Consider the following 25,584-nt stretch of genomic DNA (forward strand, 5'->3'; position numbering starts at 1 on the left):
ATAACGCAGCCAGTCACAATGAATATAACGGCTAGCCCCAGTCCAGATGCTTAGCCAAAATGAAGTCACAATATCTGCCGGATCATAGCCTCTGTTAGATCCCGGCTGAGGTAAATCAAGGGAGCTGAGATACTCCTCGATTCCAATCTGATCTACAAAACGCTTCATCAAACTCATTCCCCCAAAGGGTGTGACTGGCTTGTCGGAATACTCAATCGGCAGATTAACCATTTTGGTGAGATTTAATTCTATTAAAAATCGTGGTTTTCTATTCCCTTTCAAAGATTTTGGATCACTTTACTATTCCTATTGCATAATTGGGGTTTAAGAACAGTAGGAAACCAATTGATGTTTTGAAAATCTCAAAGGTTATCAAAACGCCGCGTCGTTGCGAAAGATTAGATTACAAAAAAACTCCGTGTGAAATCAATCACACGGAGTTTTAAGTGTCAGACTTAATGGCTTTTAGATTAATCCTTCAAAGTTACTGTTCTAGTTACGTCGTTAAATCCACCTGGGATCAAAGTTCCGTTTGAATCAAGCAATTCCAATTTGACAGTTACTTCACCTTTAGGAAGGCCTTTGATTACATAAGGAGCCCATTCAGTGATCATAAATTCCTGACCGTTGATAGTTGCTCTTACTTTATTTCCATCTTCAGAAAGTGTGGTGTTTAGCAAGAAGAAATCAAGCAATAAGTTTTCAGTATCTGCTCCGCTATACTCACCTTTTGGACGACTATAGATCATAGTAGGCTTATCGAGATCTACATTCTTATCATCACTAGCTGCACCAACCACAAATTTTTTGGCAATGAAAGATTGATCATTCTTCACTGACTCATGGTAAGATCTACTCAAGAATGCTACCAAGTAATGTGTTCCTTCTGGCATCTCACGCTTAAATTCAGGCTCGTAGTGAGCAGAATAAGGCTCATTATCCAAAATAAAATGAATGTGTTGACCTTTGTCGGAATTAGCCAAGTTCTCGGCCATACCCGTACGCTCAGTTACTTCGCCCAAGTTGTAGTCCTTCACATCAAATGAAAAATCAACTTCACCTGCTTTCGCAATTGTAGTGCTGGTTGGTTTTTTCAAAGTCAAAGAGGAACTCAAATAAGCTGGAGAATCGCTGAATTTCTCAATCGAAATCTCTGCAGGAGCGGCCACTTCTGTCTCCATTACCACTAGTTCTTCATTTTCCGCTTTTTTCGGTTGACAACTTACTGCTATCAACAATGCCGCAGCAGCCGTACCTAATATTTTAACATTCATAATTTTCAGTTTTTGATGATTGTGTTTTCAATATCTCTTAGTCTCAAATGCCATTCCATCGCTAGTTGGAAAAACTTGAGAACGCGAAGTTATTCAACTCAAAATTAAATTCACCTATTTCAGCGATTGATTTCCCTCCAAAATCAGTCGAAATAGGTCAAGAGACTTAGTATAAGCCAGATTTCAGCTAGTTTCTGTAATTCATCTGAAGCTGTAATCCAGAGCTACATTAATATAATTTTAATAAGCCAGACTTTCAGAAAGTAAAAATCTGATGCTAGTCATGTGCCTTAATGCCCTCTATTGGGGAAAATATCCCCCAAGAATCCGAGCTTCTAAAAATATGGCTATTATCCCAAAAACACCTGATGCAGGCTCCAATCCTTCATTCTGCGTATTAATCCATTGACAACAAAATCCTCAGCCCTGCATTTCCTTGATCTCTCCTATCAGTTCAGCTAGTCTAGCACGCAACAAAGGCGGCTCCTTGACCAATACCATATCTCCCAGTGAAATTATCCAGCGCACAAAACCTTCAATGGAGGAACTCATAAAAGTCATTTCCGTCAGTTTATCAACCCTCTTCTCTGACACGAAACCATTGTTATATTTGGAATTAGCTATGTATTTCAAAGATCCATCAGGCACTTCCAAGATGATTTGATATAGCTTTTGCTCACTGGCTATTTTGTCCAAATAGGACTGTAGCGATGGATGCTTTGCTGTAGAATAGGAAATATCCGTGATATCAAGCACAGTAAATCTATCTAAGCGAAAAGTACGGTAATCCTTTCTCAATCGGCAATAGGCCATCAAATACCACTGTTCATAGGAATGAAACAAACCGACAGGCTCTAGTTCTCTATGGGTCGTATGTTCAGGATCAAAGGTAACGTAGGTACTAGCTATCACTTTTTTCTCCGAAATAGCCTGCAAGACAAGTTGAAAAGCCTTGCTGGACATATTCATCGATCTTGAGGAATTCGTCTTCAGTACCTTAATTGTATCCTCCACTTCTACCAGAAAATCCTTCTCGGTGGATTTCAGCACAGCCTTGATTTTGATCAAGGCTTCTTTAAAAGATTTGCTATTCTGGGCATCAAGTGATTTTTCCACCATCTTCTCAGCAACCAAAAGTGCCAAGGCCTCCTCTCTGCTAAACATGATAGGCGGAAGTCGATAACCCTCCACCAACGAATATCCCTGCCCAGCTTCTCCGATGATAGGAACTCCTGACTCTTCCAGAGATCTTACATCTCTATAGATCGTCCGCAAACTCACCTCAAAACGTGCAGCAAGCTCAGATGCTCGCACCCTTCGCTTGGATTGCAGATGGGTAAGTATGGCGGTAAGTCGGTCTATTCTGTTCATGAAAAATACATGTGGAGCTTCAAAGTAAAGAAAGTTGAAAAAATTCAGAAAATCTTTCATTTCCTAAAATCCTACTGACATAGGGCTGACACTATCCGGTTGTTAATTTGAGTATTCTTAAACAAAACATACGTACAATGGAAACGACAACATCATCGACAAGCGCTCAAATCATCGACAAAGATCAATTGCTCACACACTGGCTAGGACATCGTAAAGTCACCCGCAGAACTCTGGAAGCTTTTCCTGAGAAAGAATTGTTCGAATTCAGCATAGGCGGAATGCGGACTTTTGCGCAGCTAATAAAAGAAATGCTGGCAATGGATAGCACGACTGCTAGAGGCTTGGCCACGTCAACTTGGGAGGCTCTTGACGAGGAAAAAGCTGAACTAACTACAAAAGCTGAACTTCTGGCTAGTTGGGATAAATCCACAGAAGAAATCCAGGGATACTGGAAGGATATTACTATGGAGGAATTCCAGAAGCAAATAAAAGCCTTTGGACAATATGATGGCACAGGTTACAGCATATTATTCTACATCATAGACAATGAAATTCACCACCGAGGCCAGGGTTTCGTGTATCTGCGAGCCTTAGGTATCACTCCTCCAAACTTCTGGGAGCAGTATTAATCTTCATCCGGTCGAGGTTTGTTTCATCATTGACCATTTTATAGCATTCTGTGATGGTACAAAGCTCGGCTACAAACTTTAACTATTTAGAAATAAACTCCTTACACAAAATATTATCCTTACTGTAGCGAATCAGACATCATATGCGTCTTGGTTATGATTAAAAACTAAAACTAACAATTACATATGATGAGTCTTAAATCATTTGCGAACACGAATCTTAAATCTCTGGCTTTCCTAGCCTTAGTGGCGGGGGTAATGGGGTTGACCAGTTGTATGAATGACAACGATCCGTATGATTATCCTGACGCAGGTTATATTTCTATTTACAATGGTGCTCCAAGTAGCCCAGCTATGATTGTATATGCGGACCAAAACAGGGTAAACGATTTCCCACTGAAGTATTCTGATGTTTTATCTTACAAAAACTTCTTCCCTGGAGACAGACTCTTCAAGTTTTCGGAAGCGAATTCTTTGACTTCTCTTTTGGAAAAGCAATTTGAAATCAAAGTAGATTCTGTTTACTCTATGTTTATAGTAGAAGCTGCGGGGGAAATGGATGCAGTATTGGTAGATGATGATTGGTCAGAACCAACGGATGGAGAAGCGCAATTGAGAATGGTAAACCTCTCTCCTGATGCGGGATCAGTTTCACTTATGATCGACGAGGTAGAAACTCCAATGTTTACTGATCTGGCTTTCAAAGCTAACTCAGAATTTGAGAGCTTGGATAACAACACTTACAATTTGACTGTTGTTTCTAGCAGCGGGGAAGTCCTTGCTTCTGCGACCAATGTGGATCTGAAGGGAAGCAGAGTCTATACTCTTGTATTAAGAGGATATGAATTGTCAACTGACCCGTCCAAAAAGCTTGATTTGCAATTACTGACCAACTATATAGACTATTAATCATTGCTTAATTGATATTCAAAAATCCCGATCTAACTTAGGTTGGGATTTTTTTTGTCCTAAAGACTGGGATTATTTCATAGTGCAGGATACTACAAGTCTAATTCCATTTTCAGATCACATCTACAATATTTCCCCTCTTCAAGTTCGACTTCCTTAAAACCCAATTTTTCATATATCCTTAAGGCTGACGCGAGTTTGGAGTGAGTATATAGGATCACTTTCTTCCCTCCCATATCTTTGGCTTTTTGTAATGCAGACTTTGCGAGAATCATGCCCACACCTTTCCCCTTTGCACTAGCTGCTACACCCATTTTGATGAGTTCATATACTTCATCGGATACTTTGTGAAGGCCTACTGTCCCTATAATTTCCTTGCCTATTCTGGCATAGAGTATAGTACCTCCAGGCTTCACTATTATTTCCTCCGGGTTATCAAGCTGAGCCTGATCAAAAGGTTCAATAGAAAAAAGACTCTCCACCCAAGCTTGGTTTATTGATTTGAAAAAAGGATTTAATTCAGGGGAATAGGGTAATATTTCGATTTGATCCATCAGAACAACTTTTAATATTTGGCTTCAAAAGTAAAAAGAATCTGCTAGCTTAGGAAAGCTAAAACAAGTCCGCTATGAAATTAAAAAACTACTTATTAACACTAAGCCTTATCACTTTACTTCCTCTTTTATCTTTTGCCCAAAGCCCTGAGGCAAAGTTAAAAGAACTAGGACTCTCACTTCCAGAGATCACTGCCCCCATCGCCAATTATGTAAAATGGAAGCAGGTGGATAATATGCTTTATTTATCAGGCACAGGCCCTGATGTATTCGGGAAAGTCGGTGCTGAATTAAGCGTAGAGGAAGGCTATCAAGCAGCTAGAGAGACAGGGTTGGAAATCATCGCCGTGTTGAAACTGGCTACTGGAGGAGATCTTAGCAGGATCAAGCAATTCGTAAAGGTCCTGGGAATGGTGAATTCTGACCCAGATTTCTCCAAGCAGCCAGCGGTGATCAATGGTTTCTCGGATTTGATGGTAGAAGTCTTCGGTGAAAAAGGAAAGCATGCCCGCTCTGCTGTGGGAGTTGCGGCATTGCCAAATAATATGGCGGTGGAAATAGAAGTGATCGTGGAGATAGAATAAGACAAAACGCCATTTTTAAAAAATTATCTGCGTTACAATTATTCCTCGTTTTTAATCAAATTCTTAAAAAATTTGCCATATTTTTGCATCAAACCACATAAAATCTGATAATTATTAGATTTTCCATGTGGTTTTTGCGATTTTATTTAAAAACTGATTTTTCGATTTTCATCCTGATGAAGAAGCAGATACAGCGTGGAATCCGAGTTTCCCGCTACGTTTTTTACAAGGAAACCTTGGTAGATGCCAAGGAGCACTTTTGGTCCTTTGTAGGCGCTTTCGTAGGAATAGGTCTGATCACCTTCTTTCACAGTAACACCCTGAACGAGTATGAAAATCTATTTTTAATCGGATCTTTCGGTGCTTCTAGCGTGCTTGTTTATGGATTGATCGGAAGTCCTCTTGCTCAGCCTAGGAATCTCGTAGGAGGGCATGTAGTTTCTGCTTTGGTGGGAGTTACGGTGAATTTGATTTTCCCAAACACATTATGGATCGCAGCTCCATTGGCTGTTGCGCTGTCGATAGTCATGATGCAGATGACCCTTACCCTACATCCTCCAGGTGGTGCAACTGCTTTGATAGCCGTGATCGGTTCGGAAAAGGTGAAAGCCTTGGGATATATGTATGTCGTTTCGCCTGTATTGACTGGCTCCCTGATTCTGCTGGTAGTGGCTTTGGTTTTCAACAACATTACTTCGCATCGAAAATATCCATCCCATCGGTCTTTCAGGAGAACTTTGAAGTTATTAAGGAAGAAGAAGTTCTTTAGAAAAAGAATGAGGAAAACACCAACTTCTCAAATCAACTAAAGACACCAATATTATTGATCCACTTCTTTAGGTTCTGTATAAGTTAATTTCCCGTTCTCAGAAGTATCAACATACACTTTCTCTGTTTTTCTAGGAATATCGAGTCCAGCATAATTCCCAATTGTTCCTGAAATCTCCTCGATATCACCAAAAACATTACAATTATCCTCCGTTTGTGACAGACTAAACGCTTTCACAGATTTAAAAGTCAGATCGAATTTTGGCCCTGATTTTAGGTGCAGAAATGAAAACTCAGAATTTTTAGAAATAGTTACGTTGCTGTTTTCTGAAGTGATAAAAAGAGAATCTTGAGAAAACCCTATCAAATCAATATTATAGGTATTCTTAACTATCAAATGCTGCAGATTACTTACTCTTAAAGTGTACCCACCATTTCTTGCATTGCGAAGATTTTTGATGAAAAGAGTATCATTTTTCACTATAAAATCTTGAATTTGTTCGGTCTTAGGTGGCTTAATCTTCCCTCCACTTACTTCATCGTATTCCAATTGATTAGTATCTCCAGAAAAAACTCGAAGGGTCGATGCTTCCTTAATATGGATTACAGAGAAATCCTGTAAGACAGTAGTTTCATTCCTCACATCTGTTTTAGATATTTTCAATTTCATAGACCCAAGACCTTTAGAAATAAGCAGCTTGGATGCAAAACCGCTAGAAACGATTAGCGAAGCCATGATACTCAGCCAAGCAAAAGTCAAAAAGTAAACGATAATTTTATTACTTGTTTTCATGGTCGTTGGATTGAATGGTTTGAATCAGGGTTTGTAAATCCTCGGAATTGAGTTTGAGCACTTCTATCTGGTGTAGAATCGAGGGCAGCTCATTATTCAGAAAGGTTTGCTTTTGCATCTTGAGCAGATTTCGCTTGGCATCAGCAGCTACGAAAAAACCTATACCACGCTTATTTTCGATGATTCCCTCCTCCTCCATCAGCGCGTAACTTCGCATTACTGTGTTGCGGTTTACCTCCATATCTACCGCCAGTTCACGCACAGAAGGTATCTTCTCTCCAGACACAATTTTCCCCTGCAGAATCTGGTCAGCTACCCAGTCCCGGATCTGGAGAAAGATGTTTTTTGTTTCGTTAAACTCCATCTTAAACCTCTCGCTCTTTGAGCTTTAAATAAGTGATCACAAAGGGCAGAAAAACAGCAAACCAAATAAGGATTAGGCATACTAGAATAAATAAGGGAACACCATCAAATACCTCAGGATTACCTATTGGGATACCAACAACGCTACCAGAGCTGCTAATTGCGGGATAGATTAACCAGCTTAAAGCATAATAACTTCCAAACATTAATCCCGCAAAAAGAATTATGGCGATTGGCATAGCTATAAAACTCCACTTGCCAAAAACAATTCCGCCCATAAACATCAGCACAGGAAGTGAAGCTATCAAGCCAATAAGTATCCAATAGCCAATATCAATGGTACCAGTGAGCCTAAATAGACTTAGAAGCTCTAACTTATATATCTCAGGAAGTGCAGTTTTACCTAATAGAGATTGTTGAATAAAATAATATACATCTACGGAAAAGTTCGCCCCTAGCCAAAACACAATATGGTAAAGTACCCATGGAAAGATCATGCGCAAAACAACCTGCACTAGAAACTTTTCCATTGTGCTTCCTGGTAGAGTCAGGTAGCGTATAGCAGTATTTTTCTCTCTCAAATCAATAAAACTCTGACTAATTCCAAACACAGAAAGAAAGACAAATCCACTGAAAAAGATTGAACTATAATCCATAGTACCCCATACGAATCCTTCAATATTATTAAACCAGATGGTCAAAAAAATGCCAAAAGAAATCATAAAGACCCCAATTGTTCCTAGCAGATAAAACCTCTTGTCCATCGCCCACTCATATCGGAATAGGTTTTTTAGACGCTGTAAACTGATTGAGTTAGCATTCATAGGACTTCGGAATTTTGAGTTTGAAGAATCGCATTCTCGTTGAGGCTGTTGTGTAGAACTGCAGAGAAAAGCAATTCCAAACTGACAGGAGTCTGAGCCTCTTGCACTTTTCTAGACCTGATAAATTGGTAGCCTGTCCCAACTTTTTCTGCATGCAAAGCTTCATCAGGACGGTTTGAGGAAGTGCCAAATACCCAGCGGTCAGACAATTCCAACACATCTGCATCCAGCTGTATCTTTCCATTATTCAAAATCGCCACTCGATCTATCAACTTCTCTACATCAGCTACCAAGTGCGTGGAAATTATCAAGGTTTGCTCATCAGACAGATTACCGGCCACTACTTTGCGAAAGACACTTTTGGAAGGAATATCCAGCCCGTTAGTCGGCTCATCGAAAAGCAAAAACCTGCAATTCGTACTCAGCCCAAAGGTTAAAAACACCTTCTTTCGCTCTCCCAGAGAAAGCTCCTTCAGCTTGACTTCTTTGTCCAAACCGAAATCAGCCAAAATCTGATCAAACTGAGATGAATCAAATTCTGGATAAAATGCTCCCATTACTTTTTCGTATTTACTAATACTCATGGTAGAAGGATAGGCTATATCATCTGCGAGAAAGAAAATATCTTCCAAGAAAGCTGGTTTCCTATCTTTTGGATTATGTGAACCCAGAGCTATCATGCCACTTTTAGGAAAAAGTAATCCGGAAAGCAAGTGAAGCAAGGTGGACTTGCCTGCGCCGTTTTTCCCAAGCAGCCCCACCACCGAACCTTCTGGAACGGACCATTGCAGCCCATCAAAGAGTAGAGGTTTCTTGCGGTAGGAAAAATTTAAATCTTTGACTGAAACGATCATAGTGTTATACTGTCATAGTGTATTATGACACTAAAGTATGCAATGATTTTGAAATCAAATACTTCTTTAGAAAAAATCTTTTGACACGGGGAAAAACATTCTACAAACACCTGAATATCTAGGCGAAATAATTTAAATAGATAATCCAAACCAATTTTGATTAGAAGAAAACATCCACTGTCTTAGCTATGCTTTCCAAAAAAAGGCTAGCCAAAATTCGGCTAGCCTCGGACCATTTAATTAGAATCCTACTCAAATCATGCTATCATTTTGGTTTGATTATCGAAGAACCAAGTATGCTTCCTCCTATGACATCGATCTTAGAAGTCAGCAAATCACCAGTTGACAAAACAGTCGTAGGACGAAGTCTTATACCACCTTCCAAAGGCAGAATAAATTGCTTATCCTGCTTCAGCTTTTGGTTTTCATCAAAAACCTTCGTGATGAATCGAGCATTGGTAGATCCTCCCGAAGAAATCAGATCAATACCTTCTTTACCTGGTTTGAACTGGATTTTAAGATCCTTATTTGTATCTGCTGGCACTTTCTCCATTCTATACTGAATAGTCTCCTTACCTATTTTCTGGCTAAATTCCAGATCATAGGTTTTATGATTTTTGCTTAACACGGTTACCGAATTATTTCCTTCTCCCAATCCCCTCACATCATAGGTTTCGGATTCTCCTCTAAGAATTGGGCTGTGAATTTTAAATTCACCAGTTAAGTTTTTCACTGAATAGTCGAATTTCGCATTTTTAGTCCCTTTGATCTTATGAATAAAATCATTGGAAAAGGCATTCCCTTTTTGGAAATAGGACTGACCATTAGCCCTCGAATCGAAGCCACTTACAGGAACAAACATATTAGCTCTTTGTGAAGCTTGATTCTGGGCAAGACTTCCTCCATCCAAATTTCGTCCTCGAGAATCTGTCAAGGACTCCGTCTCTCCACTATCTGCAAAAATCAACACAGTGCCTGCCAAAACCAGTAAAATGATATCCCAAACTGGTGTTCTTGGCTCCCTATTCAGCACATTCCATGGCATATACTGAAGCCTTCCACCAGACCAAGCAGTTCCGCTATATGCTCTTCCGTTATTATAACTGTAAGAATTGGTTCGACGATTTATTAATATGGATCGAGTTCCAGAGGTGACATTTGGATCAAAACATACTATCTCCCAATTGTCTCCATTCTTTTTCCACTGATGAGGCAAAATACAATGCGGAGCACCACTGAAGTCATAATTCTGAGAGATACAGATGACTGGGTTATTTCCACAGTTATAGTTGTGCTGAGACTCCTCAAATACACCAACCGGATCATGGGTATTTCCTGAGATAAACTGACCTACAAACCACCAAATCGCTGCTGCACCCACTTGATACTGATGCTTGATATTAAATTCTCGTTCGGTCTGATTCCAAGTAAATCGATTCAGAGGTTTTCCAAATCTACTCAGGCACTTCCTAGCATATATTCCCTCAAGGGACATTCCAAAGCAATTCCCCCCAGCAGCCAACTCTTTCACAGCAAGTTCATAAAATGTGGATTTTAGGGACGCATGATCAAAAAAGTTTGCTCCGGTAGTCACATCTCTAAAAGCCGCCGCATAGGTATTCCAGCTTATGAGATTCGTCCCTTTATTTGCAACTCCCCAGAAATAGTAATCCCTATCCGACATGGCCCCCTGCCTAATTTTAGGACGTACAGACCAGTCTAATTTCAAGCTATGAGAGCCATTTGAGCTATTAAATATTCCATTATTACCTTTCATACCCCAGGCATTGGCTGCATTTAGCTCCAAACTGAATCTCCCCAAGTTATCATCACCTCCACCGAATGGCCTTCCATTGTCACTATCCCATGCCTGAAAATCAAATAGTACCTTTTTATTGATATTATTAGGCGTAAAGGTCTTGTTCAAGGTATAATTGACTGTTTTTTCAGTCGTATTGGAATAGGTGCCATTCTGAGGAATCACCGAACTGAACACCTGATGACCATTTTCTTTGGCAATGATTTTAGCATAGATATCGCTATCGTCTTTGAAAATAATATCCGAATCTGCATCACGCACACGAATTCTGGTGATATGAATTTCGAAAGGATAGCAGATGAAAGTACCACCAGATCCAAACCAAACTATAGAACCGTTTTGGAAAGAATTCATTTTCGACCCTGAAGATCCTGGCACATTACTTTCATTGGAGGTAGGAAATCCCAAACTACCTATCGCTCCCCCTATACTATGATACTTATCTCTGATTGCTCCGTGTACTTCAAAAGCACCAATTGAACCAGCCCAGTAAATAGAGCAGTTTTCAAATTCACTTAGCTTACCTACAGTTCTCGAACCGTTCTTCACATCCTTTTCATCAGTCAGTGGGAAGCCAAATTTGGAAGGGCCACCAATTGCCAGGAATCTTGCCAAAATAGATCCATGAACTTCAAAAGCTCTGGCTGCTCCATTTTTATAATACATTCTACCTCCTTGAAATACCTGCTGCTTTCCCGAAGAAACTCTTCCTGCTACCCCAGTAGGCAATCTCATCACTGAGGCATCCTCACCCAAATCACAGTAATCAACATAAATTTGCCCAGTGACGGCACGGGCTCCTGTGGCTGAAGACCAATAAATGGCCCCAGATCTGAAAACATTTTTTCGTACGCTTGAGGAGTTTCCAGCTTGTTCATCTGAAATCAATTCTCCCAACTCTCTCTTAAGAGCAGTAGATAATGTCTTGTAGTAGGCATAAATAGCTCCATACATGGCAAAGGCCCCAAAATACCTATTGTACAAAATAGCCCCTCCAGTATAAGTCTGAATATACCCACCATTGGTTTCCCTACTCAATTTTGCGGTGGGAGTGCCCAAATGTCTATCTTTTCGAAATTCCTCAAACTTGTAAGAAATATGCCATTGTTCAGATGCCCTACTAGCATCCAATCTATTTTCAAGAATGCTAGGAATTCCATCATGCAATTCAAAGAGTGCCATATCACCTATAAATGGATATTTGGCTCCATCCACCCAAGCTCCAATAAAGGCTGTACCTCCAGTTCCCGCCTTGAGCGTACCAACAGGTAATGCATAAGTCATCACTTGCCCTCCATCCACAAATACAGCGATCGTATCCATATCATAAGCTACTTCTAGCCTAGTCCACTTATTCAAGGTCAATTCCTTATCGAACTTTGTATTTGGACCAGTCCATCCATAATGCGGAGAATTCACAGACACATTGAGGTAATAGGAGTTCGCATTGGATCCTGGCAAAAAGAAAATGGCAATGGGCAAAGAATTAGTTTCAAACAAGTTGACACGACTGGTGACTCTACTACTCACCTTAAAAATCGTCCGAACTGTAAACTGCTTAAAATTATACTCTGATTTTTGAACCGATGACTTGATTACACTCGTCCCATTAAACTGCAGTGCATGTGTAAATTTTCCCCAGCCGGTAACATTCCCAGGACCATCGACCAGTTGACAGTTTTTCACTGTTGCCTTCTTACTTTCATCTGGATTCTTAACATCCAGAGAATTGAGTTGATAATCAATAATTTTTGTAGACATGATAAAAAGTGTTTAAATGATAATTTTTTTGATTCATTAGGCAAAACCTAAGTACCTTCAATATAAAATTTAAACAGCTCAATGTAAATCACTTACAACTCTAATATTTGCAATAATTACTTGAATCAAAATAATTTATTGCAGTAATCACCCCTAAGTCAAAATGCCTGATCAACCCTTAGTTCCTAAGCCTCCGATCCTATTCGCCAGCGAGCGACTAGGGTTTCGCTGCTGGCATGTCACTGACTTGGATGCTTTCAGCAAAATGAATGCAGATAAGGAAACAATGACGTATTTCCAAAAAGCCCTTCCCATAGCTGAATCACAAGCTTTGATGGATAGAATGAATAAACTTTACGCTGATCGAGGTCATTGTTATTTTGCTGTTGAGCTTTTGGAAAGCGAAGAATTTCTCGGCATGATCGGATTGGGCATCAAATCCTTCATCGCTCCCTTCACTCCCTGTATAGACATCGGCTGGAGGATTCAAAGAAAGTTTTGGAATCAGGGCTACGCAACTGAAGGAGCCCAGCGATGTATCGAGTTTGCAAAGGAATTAGGTATTTCAGAACTGTACTCTTTAGCATCTTCTAAGAATGTAGCCTCTACTCGAGTGATGCAAAAAATCGGTATGAGTTATCAGTATGACTTTGAGCATCCCGACTTGAAGAAATACCCGCGATTACAGCCTTGTAGCTTGTATAAGATTGCTTTTTAGCAGATGGTAAGTTTTAAAGGAGATTAGTAGTGAGAGGAGAAAAATCTGAGGAAATCTGCGACTTTTATTGCGCCTATCTGTGGGAAATATTCAGCAAAATTCCAGTTTCTGAAAATGCTAAGTAATGCTGACATATTGCCGTTGCAAGAGATCATACATTTAAAAAAGCTTGATAAAGATAACAGGCTGCTGCGTTCTCTGTGTAATCCTCTGTGTACTTAGTGGTTAAACAAAAAAAAGATGCCACCTCCAAATGGAAGTGACATCAAACCACTCAACCCCAACTAATTAATAGTTTCTTAGGCTAGGAATAAGGATGCAATTCCCAAAACTTGATCTTTGTTAAGCGGCTCATCCCATCCTTCGGATACAGCACCAGCATCTATTCCGGTCAAATCAACGACGTTTACACCCCCATGTGAGACGTTTTCTTCGCCGGCATAGATTGCCTGTGTTGCAGCCGGAAGAGTTCCGTTGGAACCATTAGTGATCCAGCCCTTTACATCATCCTGACCTTTCTTAGTCCGTAATCTTCTCACCATAGAGGCATGTCTTGCCTCCACAGAATGAATGGAAAGGGCAGCTGTCAAGACTACATCATTCTCCATTACATTTCCTGCCTGACCTTTGTAAGCTCTAACTCCAGTATCTTCGAATGCCTGAGAAAGTGCCAAAAACTGACCATAATCTTCGAATGGCATAAAGTTGCCTCCTGCAGTAAAATCAAAATCTGGCTCAGCAACTGGCGTACCGCCCAATACATTTCCAACTACTTCTGTTAAGAAATTTACGTGTGCCAATTCATGATCTCTGATTTTCATAAAAATCGCTGAATCCGCTCCGTCAATAACTCCTGACTCAATACCCATCTGATAATATCTATACTCCAAATGCTCTAAGGTTAAGGCGAAATTCAATACACCGATCAAACTTGCAGTATCTGCCTTTGCTACTTTAGGTAAAGCCGACAGAATCCCCAATGGCACAGCAGCCATGGCTACTTTCTTACTCATATCTCCAAACTGGCGAAAAGCCTCTCTTCTGGAGAAAAACATATCTTTCTCTTCCGGACTATTTGTCTCCGGGCACATTTTATCTAACAATTTTAATAAGTTCATGTCTTATGTAGTTTAAAGTGGTGGTTTATGAAGGCAACTGACTGAAGTCAATTGGTGTGGTGACATAGGCACTAGCAGCTGTCAATACCTGAGAGAAATTCAGCGTGCGCTCTAAGCCATTTTCATCTATCAAATCATCTCCTGCAAAATCAGCAGAACCTGGATTGAGCAAATCTCTGATCGCTGCAGCATGTCTCGCTTCTACTGAAACAATTTTCCCCGCAATCAATAAGTAATCTACATTCTCGATATACTGGCCAGCACCATTGTAAGCTGCTACTCCTAAGTCTTCAAAAGTCTTCGCAGCATTCAGTACTGACATTCTATCTCCAAAATTTATCGCAGAGAAATCCACTTCCAAATCTGCAATCGCCGCATCACCAAGTGCTGCTTTGAAAAACTCCTTGTGTGCTCTCTCATGCTTTTCCAGATCCCCCATAATAGTCTTCTCTTCCGCACTCGCATTTGCGAAATACCCTCCTTGGATTACCGCACCATAAAAGGCTGCTTCCAACTGCTCCAGTGCATACGCATAATTCAAAATCCCTATATCTCCTGATCCTAGCATCACGCCGTCTCCCATTGGAGGCATTGGATTAATTTCTTCTACATCTTTACAGCCCACCATGATCAATCCGGCGGCGGCTACCGAGAGTGAGCCTGTTTTGAGGAACTGTCTGCGATTCGCATTTTTGATCAGTCCCTGAGGCTTAATTAGTTCATTTTTCATTTTCTGAGTGTTTAGGTTAAAATAATCCGGTTATGGTTTTCATAAAGTGTTGTTACTAGCAGTACCCTATTTGATCGATCTGCTACTTTAAAGACAATTACGAAGGCCTCCCGCCAACTGGATTTAGTAAAGCCCAAAGTTTTTTGAGATAAATCAAAAATTGATTGGTATTTTGAACTTGGAGTCTTTGTTCTACTGGTGAACAAACTTTCATAAACCTTTCTTTTTAAACCCTTTAGTCATGAAAAAGCCACTTTTACTTTCTATTCTCTTGCTATCATTTTTTCAGATCAAAGCCCAAGAAAAAATTTCAACCCGCGAAATGAATCGCATCAATTGGATGGAATTTGCCGAATTTGTTCCTGAGAAAATAAGTACCGTGCTATTGCCTACTGGTACCCTTGAGCCTCATGGAGTGGTAAATAATGGTGCAGACAATACAGCACCTGAAGCTATGGCCAAAGACATGGCCGATGAGCTTAACGCACTTATCGCTCCTACGCTGAATTATGGAATCACCGGAAGTATGGCCGCATTCCCAGGCGCTTTTCACATCAGCGAAGAAGCTTACCGCCCTTTCATAAGGGATATTCTAAAAGGGCTTGCGAAAAATGGGTTTAAAAACATTATCCTATTAAATGGTCACGGCGGAGGGCAAACCAAGGTCTTGCAAGAGGTTGCAGCCGAGGTAGCAACCGAGCTAGGCGTAAGAACTTTAGTAATCAATTGGTGGTCAGTTGCCTCAGATGTGACTTTTGAGGTCTTCGATGAAAACGGTGGACATGCTGGCTTGAATGAAACGGCCTATATCCAGGCCATTGACCCAACTCTGGTACACAAAGAAAGATACAGTCCTGAGATGGCAACGGCTTATCCAACCGAAGGAACATGGTCAGCCAGTCCTTTCCCATCTTCCATAGGGCTTTATGAAGAAGGACAAGGTTATCCCAATTTCGATGAAGCTCAGGCTAAAGAATATTTTGAGAAGGTAAATGCTAAAATCCTGAAGTTGATTAAAGACACTATTCGAAAATGGGATATGGCTGGACTTTAATTTTCATTAATTAACATTCCAAGTTTAACCCAAGAACACTCTAGCATTTTTAACCTAAAATACGCAGCAGCATGAAAAGCACTATTTTTAATATTATTGGCAGAGGATTGATTGGCATGATAGCTCTTTCAGTCTTTTCGAAGCCAGCTCTTAGCCAAAATCAACATAAGTCCGATTTTAAAAAAACTGTAATCACGCGTGACTTTCTTTCCGAAGGAGTAGCAGTCGCTGACTTGAATAAGGATGGTCAGATGGATATCGTTGCAGGATATTTTTGGTTTGAAGCTCCCCATTGGACAAGACATGAGATCTCGCCTTCTAGGGCATTTAAACCTAGAGAGGAATACTCAAATTCCTTCCTGAATTTAGGAATGGATGTCAATTTGGATGGCTGGGATGATGTAGTGATTATTGACTATCCCGGAACACCAGCCTATTGGTTTGAAAACCCAAAAACAGAGAGCAGCAATTGGCAGAAGCATATCATAGCCGATTCCGTTGGGATATCTATTGAATCACCGGCATTTGTCGATATCGATGGAGATGGAAGATTGGACATCCTATGCGGAGACTACGCTACCAGGCAGATCATCTGGCTTCAAGCTCCTACCCAACCAGGAGAAACGGAATGGAAACGCTTTGCTCTTTCTGAGGAAAATGTCCCGGGAACAGACCGCTTTTCACATGGTCTCGGTTATGGAGACATCAATGGCGACAAAATCAATGATGTAGTAATCGCGGAAGGTTGGTTTGAAGGTAAAGCAGATCAGAAATCCGCCGACTGGATTTTCCATCCTGTCCTTATTTCCGAACCAGCTTCGCATATGCAGGTATTGGATGTAAATGGTGATATGAAAAATGACGTGGTTTCTGCCTCAGCTCATTCTATGGGCGTGTGGTGGCAGGAGCAACTAAATGATTCTACTTTCAAAACCCACCTGATCACCAATCTGACTTCACAAACCCATGCTACGATAATGGCTGATCTAAATGGTGATGGTGATCTGGAAATGATTTCTGGCAAAAGATACTTGGCACATAACGGTAATGATGCTGGGGATGATGATACGCCCTATTTGTTCTATATAGAATTCACGCCAATGATAGGGCCATTTTTCCGCGAGCACATTATAGACAATGACTCAGGAGCGGGGCTAAATATCGCGATAGAAGACATGAATAAGGATGGCAAACCTGACATCATCATCGCAAATAAGAATGGGGTTTTCCTCTTCGAAAATCAAATAAAATAGAACCCTTACCTTTTTCAACACACCTCATACCTAGCTCCTATGAAGTCTACTTTCAACCCAAAGCTCCTTCTCAAAACATGGATCGCTTTTTACATTGTAGTCTATTCGTTCCCATCTCCTTTCCACTATATTCCTTATCTCAATGAATTGGTTCTGAAATATTTCGTGGCGATTAGAGATGAATTCACCATTCTGATCGGAAAAAAATTATTAGGTCAAACTGACTTTGAAAAGCCACAAATGAATGGCAGTGGAGACACCTCATATAATTATGTAGAACTGTTGAGTTTTCCCATAATTGCTCTTATTCTAACTATTTTAGTCCTAGTCATTTTTAGAAAAAAACCTTGGGTCACTAAACTCTTTTCTTGGTCACTGATTTATGCCAGGTATTATGTAGGATTGATTTTGATATCCTATGGAGTATCCAAATTTATGATTGGACAGTTCCCTAGCCCTGGGATTTATTCCTTGGAGCAAACTTTCGGAGAATCTTCTCCGATGGGATTGGCATGGCGGTTCTTTGGTTATTCGGATACCTATAAGATTTTCATGGGACTTTCAGAGGTTACAGCAGGTTTACTATTGCTATTTCGAAGAACAACTGTGCTTGGCGCAATGATGGCAATCGCCGTCACTACGAATATTGTGCTGGTGAATTTCAGCTTTGATGTGCCTGTGAAACTCATGTCCTCACACCTGCTATTCTTTTCCATCCTGATTCTTTTGCCTTCGGCTAAAGTATTGATGGACTTTTTTATCTTCCAAAAACCCACAAGACTTCTCACTCCTGGAATTAACTGGAAAACAAAAACACAACGTAAGTTATGGCTCGCAGGAAAGTTATTCTTCGCTGGTTTGTTACCAATTCTAATGATAACTGGGCATTTTATGTCGCAATCTTTTATGAGGAAAAAGGCAAATGAATGGGAAGGAGCTTACACTTTTTCCCAAAACAATTTTCCCGATAGCACAGGAGTATACTGGACAAATATCATGATCGACCAAAATCGTTTGGATGTAAAAACCTCAGGTAAAAATTCTCACTACTATACCATAGAGGACGTGAATGAAAAAGGGGAAATATTCTTTGTGCGCAGGGGCAAACAAGAAGATCCTTACCTCCTTAAGATCCATAAGAATCCTGAAGGTGAATATCAATTGCTGGTAACCATGGGTGACACGAAAATGGATATCACCACTACCAGAAAGCTGAAATCAGACTACTTACTGATGCAGCGCGGCTTTAATTGGGTAAATGAATATCCGTTTAATCGTTAAGAATCTTTATGCCAATATCCATTGTGGACTAAAGTCAAATCGACTTTCTTCCACCATTTATCAATGAATTATTCCTATGAACAAAGGAATAGCCAAAAACATGCTCCTAAAAAAGAGAATCTGATATATTTGGAGGCGCAAACTGCGACCCTAACAAAGTAAACCTATAATTTCATTTTTAGCATGTCTAAAATATCACTCCCAATATTAGCCTTAGTTGGTTCTTTTCTGGCGGTTGGATGCTCAAGTCCCGACAACAGAAAAGCCGATTTAGAAGAGCTAACAAATTACTATCCTCAGTACCCTCTAGACACTGCCAAGCATGGTGCTGACAGTACAGAGCTTATCATGACCAATTTTGCCGGACCGGACATCGTTCCTAGTCCAGCAGCATTGGCAGTTTCTCCCAACGGAAATGTATTCGTAGGAGTTGATATGATGGGTTCTCTAGGTAAGGAGCCTGGAAAAGGAGCAATTGTCCGACTAGTAGATAGTAATAATGACGGGGAGTTGGATTCTCATACCGAGTTTGTCAAAGTGGATAATCCACGTGGCATCATCGCCGTGAGAGACCAGGTTTATGTGCTACACACTCAATTTTCGGATGAAACAGGCGTAGCAGAAGGAATGAATTTGGTAGTTTATGAAGATAAGGATAACGACGGTGTCGCTGATGGCCCTGCCAAAATGTTGATCGAAGGAATTTCCTCTCCAGAGTCTATCCGCTCTCGTGGTACCGATCACTCTACTAATGGTATACGAATGGGTATCGATGGCTGGATCTATATTGCTGTAGGTGATTTTGGATTCCCAGATGCTGTGGATAGAGACGGTACGCATATGACCATGCTAGGTGGCGGTATTGTCCGTGTTCGCCCTGATGGCACCGAAATGGAAGAGTATATCCATGGAACAAGAAACATCTATGATGTGGCTATTGATCCATTTATGAATATTTATACCCGTGGCAATACCAATGATGGTGGTGGCTGGAACATTCGTTTCATTCATTATACACAATCTGGGGAGTACGGTTATCCAAATTATTTCAAAAACTTCACCGAAGAAATCATCCCAGCTCTAGTAGATGTGGGAGGAGGATCCGGTACCGGTAGTTACTTCATGGATGATGACCGCTGGCCAGCCAAATACAATCATGTGCCAATGATGGCAGATTGGGGCAGAAGCCAGTTATACATCCATCGTGTCACTATGGACGGCCCTGGCTTTACGCAGCAGGACGAGGAATTCATCAAACTTCCACAGATCTCAGATCTAGATGTGGATGGCTCTGGTCGTATGTTTCTTGCTGCTTGGGATGGCGCTGGATATTTTGGTAGTGAAGAAAAAGGCTACGTAGTTCGCGTAGTTCCTAAGGACTGGACTTACGAAGCTTTCCCTGACTTGAAAACTGCAACTGTTGAAGAATTGACAGCCTTGCTAAAAGCTAATAATTCAGTTTCGCGTTTCCACGCACAACGAGAATTACTTACCCGCTTCCCGGACGAAGCTGGGGCAGCAGCTCTTTCTGTGGCAACTGACAAAACATTATCATTAGAAGCAAGAGTAGCTGGTATTTATACCTATGCACAGGCTACCTGCGAAAGCGGTAATGGTGAATTGGTAAAATTGAGCCAGGAGGAAAAAATCAGAGAATTTGCATTACGCGCTTTAGCAGATCGCAAAACCTGTCTTCAGGGAGTTCCTCTTGATCCATTTATCGAAGGTGTGACTGATCCCAATGATAGGGTTAAATCTGCAGCGATTGTGGCTTTGGGAAGAATCGGAAATCCAGAAGCAGCTGAAGAGTTATTAAAAGTTAGCGTTCCTAATTCTTTCAAGCAGCCAGAAAAAGGCACTGAAGGACCACATGCTACCCCTAATTCCGCTATCATTCTTCCACACATAGCTGTGAAATCTTTGGTTTCATTGAATGCAGTAGATGCTGCAGTGGATGCTATTGGTACTGATAACTCAAAAATCGCCCTTTGGACTTTGCGCTACATGCATGATGCAAAAGCTGTAGATGGATTGATCAAAGCTTATGGCGCCACGGATAACATGAAGTTGAAAGCAGAGATCTTGGGTACACTTTCTAGGTTGTACAAGAAGGAAGCTCCTTATGACGGTTCATGGTGGTGGGGAACTCGCCCAGACACGCATGGCCCTTATTACAAAGCCATCACTTGGGAATCTTCTGACAAGATCAAAGACTTCTTGGTAGGTGAGCGTAATGCGCAAGATGACCCTACGAAAAGACAATTCTTCGCTGAGCTTAACGAGCGAAATAGAATGGATATCGAGGAATTTGGTGAAGAACAATCCAACTTGGTAATCCAAGAAACTGAAGTTGATTTGGAGAAAATCAAGAGCAAAAAAGGGCAGGTTGGTGCTTCCTCTATCGAAGATGTGATGATCGCAGTGCAAGATCTCAAAGGAGATCCGATCAAAGGAAAAGCGCTTTTCACTAGCCAAGGTTGTGTGGCTTGTCACAGTATTGAGAAAGGTCAGCCGCTGAAAGGTCCATTTATGGGTCAGATCGGCTCGATCATGAACCGTTCCCAGATCACCGAGTCTATCCTGAAGCCAAACGCTTCTATCTCACAGGGATTTGCTTCTGTATTGATTGGCACTAATGACGACAAGAGCTATATGGGCTTCGTGACTGCAGAGACTGCCGACGAAGTAGTTCTTCAGGACATCACGGGTACAGCTACCAAACTGGACAAAAGCACGATCAAAACCCGTAAGATTATGGAAACCTCCATGATGCCTCCAGGCTTGGTTAATTCACTTTCTTATGAAGAACTTGCATCCTTGATTACCTATTTGCAACAGCAGAAGTAAGGAGCAACGAGTTTTTCAGCATATCAAAACACCTTGGGATTATAGAATCTCAAGGTGTTTTTTTTTTAATTCCGCGGAGGACACGGAGGTTGACGCAGAGGCCACAAGCTAAAGTTGTCCTGCTTCTCCAGAAGCTGGACTGAGCTAAAAAATGATCAATCACGATGTTCGAGCTCAGTGTCCTAAGCATTACCGTTCCGTAGGAACGATTCGTTTGTAGCATTGTGGCATAAATAAAGATGCCTCGTTCCATAGGAACGTCTCGTGATAAAAGACCACCATTCGTTCCTATGGAACGATGAAATAAACTTTCGAAAATCAGCTACAAACCAGTTGTCCCGCTGGGACAAAACCTCCTCCATTCCATGATTCCGCGGAGGATACGAAGGTTAACGCAGAGGCCACAAGCTAAAGTTGTCCTGCTTCTCAAGAAGCTGGATGAGCTAAAAAATGATCATCAAAGGTGTTCGAGCTCAGTGTCCTAAACATTACCGTTCCGTAGGAACGATTCGTTTGTAGCATTGTGGCATAAATAAAGATGCCTCGTTCCATAGGAACGTCTCGTGATAAAAGACCACCATTCGTTCCTATGGAACGATGAATTAAACTTCCCACAATCAGCCACAAACCAATTTCAATGATCAAGGAAGAAGAACTCTGCAGGTTTGCTGAAAACCTTACCAGAAAAATCATCAATGCATTACCCAACTTATGGAAATTCATTCTACCAAAGGGGAAGGTTTTCACAGACATAGAGCACCAAAATAGCTTTAAAGTATGATGAGGGCGATATAATGACTTGGCACAAATCTGGGATAATATAAGTCAAATGATTAACTCACTTAACCAACTATCAACATGAACATTTCAAATAATTATCAGCTTAGTGTCTCAGATGCAATATCTTACAAAGTAAAAACTGCAAGGGACGAATCTGTAGGCTCCATTAAAGACATTGTACTTAACACATCCACATTTCAAATTGATTATGTGGTGCTAAAGGTCGATGAAGGATTTCTAAACCTAGGCTCTAAGCTTCTGGCTTTACCTGCAGAATCCTTTAATTTCCATCCCCACCAGGACGATGTAATCATGGTGAAGGAAACGAAAGAAACCTTGGAAAATGCTCCTGGCTTTGACAGTGATCAATGGCCAACTACCCCTCAAGGCGAATTCGTTCATACAGTACGTAGCTATTACAGTGCAGAAGATCGCAGCTTATACGGAAGATACGATTTGGAAAAAAGAGCATATTACGATGATCAAGATCGTTTCGATGTAGATTCTCAACGTATACGGGACGAGAGATATGGTGATGGTTTCTTAGAAGCAGATCACCGTGGCGATAGGCAGTCCGACATTCGTAGAGGCGGTAACCCACTATTATAAGATCAAACCAACAAAAACCATCAAGGCTAATCCGACAGGGGTTAGCCTTTTTTGTTAGAATTAGGTCTTTTGAATTCTGCTAAAGAACAGTTGCCCTATCACCTCACAGGTGCGAAATCCGGGGAGTCCTACGCTAGACCAATAGAATTTTCGGTCCGTAGGAACGATTCGTTTGTAGCATTGTGGAATAAATAAAGATGCCTCGTTCCATAGGAACGTCTCATGATAAAAGACCAGCATTCGTTCCTTCGGAACGAGGAAACATTCTTCTATGATTATTAGCTACAGACCAGTTGTCCCGCTGGGACAAATCTTTATCAATTCTAGGTTTTTTTAATACCACAGAGGACATGGAGGTTAACGCAGAGGCCACAAGCTAGAGTTGTCCTGCTTCTCCAGAAGCTGGACGGTGCTAAAAAATGATCAATCAACGGTGTTCGAGTTCAGTGTCCTAAGAATTACCGTTCCGTAGGAACGATTCGTTTGTAGCATTGTGGAATAAATAAAGATGCCTCGTTCCATAGGAACGTCTCATGATAAAAGCCACCATCCGTTCCTTCGGAACGAGGAAACATTCTTCTATAATTATTCGCTACAGACAAGTTGTCCCGCTAGGACAAAACCTTCTCTATTCCAAGGTTTTTTTGATACCACAGAGGACACGGAGGTTAACGCAGAAGGCCACAAGCTAGAGTTGTCCTGCTTCTCCAGAAGCTGGACGGTGCTAAAAAATGATCAATCAACGATGTTCGAGCTCAGTATCCTAAGCATTTCCGTTCAGTAGATATGATTCGTTTGTAGCACTGTGGCATAAATAAAGATGCCTCGTTCCATAGGAAAGTCTCGTGATAAAAGACCACCATTCGTTCCTATGGAACGATGAAATAAACTTTCGAAAATCATCTATAAACCAGTTGTCCCGCTGGGACAAAACCTCCTCTATTCCATGATTTTATTTAATACCGCGGAGGACATAGAGGTTGACACAGAGGCCACAAGCTAGAGTTATCCTGCTTCTCCAGAAGCTGGACGGTGCTAATGAATGATCAATCAAAGGTGTTCGAGCTCAGTATCCTAAGCATTTCCGTTCCGAAGGAACGATTCGTTTGTAGGATTGTGGAATAAATAAAGATGCCTCGTTCCATAAGAACGTCTCGTCATAATAGGTCACCATTCGTTCCTACAGAACGAGGAAACATTCTTCTACGATAATCAGCTACAGACCAGTTGTCCCGCTGGGACAAAACCTTCTCTATTCCAAGGTTTTTTTAATACCACAGAGGACACGGAGGTTAACGCAGAGGCCACAAACTAGAGTTGTCCTGCTTCTCCAGAAGCTGGACGGTGCTAAAAAATGATCAATCATTGGTGTTCGAGCTCAGTATCCTAAGCATTTTCGGTCCGTAGGAACGATTCGTTTGTAGCATTGTGGAATTAATAAAGATGCCTCGTTCCATAGGAACGTCTCGTGATAATAGGCCACCATCCATTCCTACGGAACGAGGAAACAATCTTCTACGATAATCAGCTTCATACCAGTTGTCCCGCTGGGACAAAACCTTCTCTATTCCAAGGTTTTTTTAATACCGCGGAGGACAGGAAGGTTAACGCAGAAGCCACAAGCTAAAGTTGTCCTGCTTCTCCAGAAGCTGGACGGTGCTGAAAAATGATCAATCAAAGGTGTTGAGCTCAGTGTCCTAAGAATTACCGTTCCATAGGAACGATTCGTATGTAAAATGATGGAATAAATAAAGATGCCTCGTTCCATAGGAACGTCTCATGATAAAAAGCCATCATCTGTTCCCTCGGAACGAGGAAACATTCTTCTACGATAATCAGCTTCATACCAGTTGTCCCGCTGGGACAAATCTTTATCTATTCCTAGGTTTTTTTAATACCACAGAGGACACGGAGGTTAACGCAGAGGCCACAAGCTAGAGTTGTCCTGCTTCTCCAGAAGCTGGACGGTGCTAAAAAATGATCAATCAACGGTGTTCGAGCTCAGTATCCTAAGCATTTTCGGTCCGTAGGAACGATTCGTTTGTAGCATTGTGGAATAAATAAAGAGGCCTCGTTCCATAAGAACGTCTCGTCATAATAGGTCACCATTCGTTCCTACGGAACGAGGAAACATTCTTCTATGATTATTAGCTACAGACCAGTTGTCCCGCTAGGACAAATCTTTATCTATTCCTAGGTTTTTTTAATACCACAGAGGACACGGAGGTTAACGCAGGAGGCCACAAGCTAGAGTTGTCCTGCTTCTCCAGAAGCTGGACGGTGCTAAAAAATGATCAATCAACGGTGTTCGAGTTCAGTGTCCTAAACATTACCGTTCCGTAGGAACGATTCGTTTGTAGCATTGTGGAATAAATAAAGATGCCACGTTCCATAAGAACGTCTCATGATAAAAGACCAGCATTCGTTCCTTCGGAACGAGGAAACATTCTTCTATGATTATTACCTACAGACCAGTTGTCCCGCTGGGACAAAACTTCAAATGTGTTAAAGAAGGGTTCCGTAAAGTTTAGGCGATGAACCTTTAAAGGGAAGCCCTGGCGTATTTCTTTGAGACTTTGCGCCTGGCGGGAGAAACAATAATCAATGACCAATTTTCAAATTCAATGACCAAGGCAAAAAACCTTTTTCGTTGCGTCGTAGCGAGCCAATTCCCACCGCATCCCCTGC

21 protein-coding genes and 1 pseudogene are annotated in these 25,584 nt (G+C 41.1%); 11 read left to right on the forward strand and 11 right to left on the reverse strand.

The window, feature by feature from the left end:
- From LV85_RS11090 to LV85_RS11100, 3 genes and pseudogenes are all read right to left on the reverse strand, one after another.
- A pseudogene (locus LV85_RS11090) lies at nucleotides 1–231 on the reverse strand (hypothetical protein); the annotation flags it as partial.
- Nucleotides 232–470: 239 nt separating this feature from the next.
- Nucleotides 471–1,274: a hypothetical protein gene (locus tag LV85_RS11095; protein WP_111319365.1), complete on the reverse strand. Its 804-nt coding sequence runs from the start codon at nucleotides 1,272–1,274 to the stop codon at nucleotides 471–473.
- Between the two features lie 420 nt (nucleotides 1,275–1,694).
- The gene (locus tag LV85_RS11100; RefSeq protein ID WP_158531170.1) at nucleotides 1,695–2,645 is read right to left on the reverse strand and encodes a helix-turn-helix transcriptional regulator; all 951 of its coding nucleotides are present in this window, start codon (nucleotides 2,643–2,645) and stop codon (nucleotides 1,695–1,697) included.
- Between the two features lie 137 nt (nucleotides 2,646–2,782).
- Here LV85_RS11100 and LV85_RS11105 point away from each other — a divergent pair, with 137 nt between their 5' ends.
- Both LV85_RS11105 and LV85_RS11110 read left to right on the forward strand, forming a co-directional pair.
- Nucleotides 2,783–3,277, forward strand: coding sequence for a DinB family protein (locus LV85_RS11105; RefSeq protein WP_111319369.1), 495 nt, complete (start codon nucleotides 2,783–2,785; stop codon nucleotides 3,275–3,277).
- 186 nt (nucleotides 3,278–3,463) lie between these two features.
- On the forward strand, nucleotides 3,464–4,186 hold the full coding sequence (locus tag LV85_RS11110; RefSeq protein ID WP_111319371.1) for a DUF4397 domain-containing protein: 723 nt from the start codon (nucleotides 3,464–3,466) through the stop codon (nucleotides 4,184–4,186).
- A 92-nt stretch (nucleotides 4,187–4,278) separates the two neighbouring features.
- On the opposite strand, the gene LV85_RS11115 is transcribed toward LV85_RS11110, so the two are convergent.
- Nucleotides 4,279–4,740, reverse strand: coding sequence for a GNAT family N-acetyltransferase (locus LV85_RS11115; protein WP_111319373.1), 462 nt, complete (start codon nucleotides 4,738–4,740; stop codon nucleotides 4,279–4,281).
- A 74-nt stretch (nucleotides 4,741–4,814) separates the two neighbouring features.
- Here LV85_RS11115 and LV85_RS11120 point away from each other — a divergent pair, with 74 nt between their 5' ends.
- Together LV85_RS11120 and LV85_RS11125 are read left to right on the forward strand one after the other, a co-directional pair.
- Entirely contained in the window at nucleotides 4,815–5,324 is a 510-nt protein-coding gene (locus LV85_RS11120; protein WP_111319375.1) for a RidA family protein, read from the forward strand.
- A gap of 176 nt (nucleotides 5,325–5,500) precedes the next feature.
- Entirely contained in the window at nucleotides 5,501–6,133 is a 633-nt protein-coding gene (locus LV85_RS11125) for an HPP family protein (RefSeq protein ID WP_111319719.1), read from the forward strand.
- A gap of 11 nt (nucleotides 6,134–6,144) precedes the next feature.
- On the opposite strand, the gene LV85_RS11130 is transcribed toward LV85_RS11125, so the two are convergent.
- From LV85_RS11130 to LV85_RS11150, 5 genes are all read right to left on the reverse strand, one after another.
- A complete protein-coding gene (locus LV85_RS11130) occupies nucleotides 6,145–6,885 on the reverse strand; it encodes a hypothetical protein (protein ID WP_111319377.1) in 741 nt (246 codons plus the stop codon).
- Nucleotides 6,872–7,249: a GntR family transcriptional regulator gene (locus tag LV85_RS11135; RefSeq protein ID WP_111319379.1), complete on the reverse strand. Its 378-nt coding sequence runs from the start codon at nucleotides 7,247–7,249 to the stop codon at nucleotides 6,872–6,874. The genes LV85_RS11130 and LV85_RS11135 overlap by 14 nt, the downstream gene beginning before the upstream one ends.
- Nucleotide 7,250: 1 nt before the next feature.
- Entirely contained in the window at nucleotides 7,251–8,072 is an 822-nt protein-coding gene (locus LV85_RS11140) for a hypothetical protein (RefSeq protein WP_111319381.1), read from the reverse strand.
- Nucleotides 8,069–8,926: an ATP-binding cassette domain-containing protein gene (locus tag LV85_RS11145; protein ID WP_111319383.1), complete on the reverse strand. Its 858-nt coding sequence runs from the start codon at nucleotides 8,924–8,926 to the stop codon at nucleotides 8,069–8,071. Before LV85_RS11145 ends, LV85_RS11140 begins: the two co-directional genes overlap by 4 nt.
- A 265-nt stretch (nucleotides 8,927–9,191) precedes the next feature.
- Nucleotides 9,192–12,506 carry a LamG-like jellyroll fold domain-containing protein gene (locus tag LV85_RS11150; protein ID WP_111319385.1) on the reverse strand — a complete coding sequence of 1,105 codons (3,315 nt, stop codon included), beginning with the start codon at nucleotides 12,504–12,506 and terminating at the stop codon, nucleotides 9,192–9,194.
- Between the two features lie 163 nt (nucleotides 12,507–12,669).
- On the opposite strand from LV85_RS11150, the gene LV85_RS11155 reads away from it, so the two are divergent.
- Nucleotides 12,670–13,224 (forward strand): GNAT family N-acetyltransferase, encoded by a 555-nt coding sequence (locus LV85_RS11155; protein ID WP_111319387.1) that lies wholly within the window; start codon nucleotides 12,670–12,672, stop codon nucleotides 13,222–13,224.
- A gap of 299 nt (nucleotides 13,225–13,523) precedes the next feature.
- Here LV85_RS11155 and LV85_RS11160 read toward each other — a convergent pair whose 3' ends face one another.
- The gene (locus LV85_RS11160; protein ID WP_111319389.1) at nucleotides 13,524–14,342 is read right to left on the reverse strand and encodes a ferritin-like domain-containing protein; all 819 of its coding nucleotides are present in this window, start codon (nucleotides 14,340–14,342) and stop codon (nucleotides 13,524–13,526) included.
- Nucleotides 14,343–14,367: 25 nt separating this feature from the next.
- Entirely contained in the window at nucleotides 14,368–15,072 is a 705-nt protein-coding gene (locus LV85_RS11165) for a ferritin-like domain-containing protein (RefSeq protein ID WP_111319391.1), read from the reverse strand.
- A 241-nt stretch (nucleotides 15,073–15,313) separates the two neighbouring features.
- Here LV85_RS11165 and LV85_RS11170 point away from each other — a divergent pair, with 241 nt between their 5' ends.
- The 6 genes from LV85_RS11170 (at nucleotide 15,314) to LV85_RS11195 (ending at nucleotide 22,896) form a co-directional block, all read left to right on the forward strand.
- The gene (locus LV85_RS11170) at nucleotides 15,314–16,126 is read left to right on the forward strand and encodes a creatininase family protein (RefSeq protein ID WP_111319393.1); all 813 of its coding nucleotides are present in this window, start codon (nucleotides 15,314–15,316) and stop codon (nucleotides 16,124–16,126) included.
- Between the two features lie 116 nt (nucleotides 16,127–16,242).
- Nucleotides 16,243–17,379: an FG-GAP repeat domain-containing protein gene (locus LV85_RS11175; protein ID WP_245942274.1), complete on the forward strand. Its 1,137-nt coding sequence runs from the start codon at nucleotides 16,243–16,245 to the stop codon at nucleotides 17,377–17,379.
- 39 nt (nucleotides 17,380–17,418) lie between these two features.
- Nucleotides 17,419–18,660, forward strand: a complete 1,242-nt coding sequence (locus LV85_RS11180; protein WP_111319397.1) for a hypothetical protein — start codon at nucleotides 17,419–17,421, stop codon at nucleotides 18,658–18,660.
- Between the two features lie 183 nt (nucleotides 18,661–18,843).
- Nucleotides 18,844–21,507: a DUF7133 domain-containing protein gene (locus LV85_RS11185; protein ID WP_111319399.1), complete on the forward strand. Its 2,664-nt coding sequence runs from the start codon at nucleotides 18,844–18,846 to the stop codon at nucleotides 21,505–21,507.
- A 637-nt stretch (nucleotides 21,508–22,144) separates the two neighbouring features.
- Nucleotides 22,145–22,288 carry a hypothetical protein gene (locus LV85_RS22060; protein ID WP_158531171.1) on the forward strand — a complete coding sequence of 48 codons (144 nt, stop codon included), beginning with the start codon at nucleotides 22,145–22,147 and terminating at the stop codon, nucleotides 22,286–22,288.
- A gap of 77 nt (nucleotides 22,289–22,365) precedes the next feature.
- A complete protein-coding gene (locus LV85_RS11195; protein ID WP_111319403.1) occupies nucleotides 22,366–22,896 on the forward strand; it encodes a PRC-barrel domain-containing protein in 531 nt (176 codons plus the stop codon).
- Nucleotides 22,897–25,584 lie beyond the last annotated feature (2,688 nt).

It is taken from the genome of Algoriphagus chordae, assembly GCF_003254055.1.
Lineage (GTDB): Bacteria > Bacteroidota > Bacteroidia > Cytophagales > Cyclobacteriaceae > Algoriphagus > Algoriphagus chordae.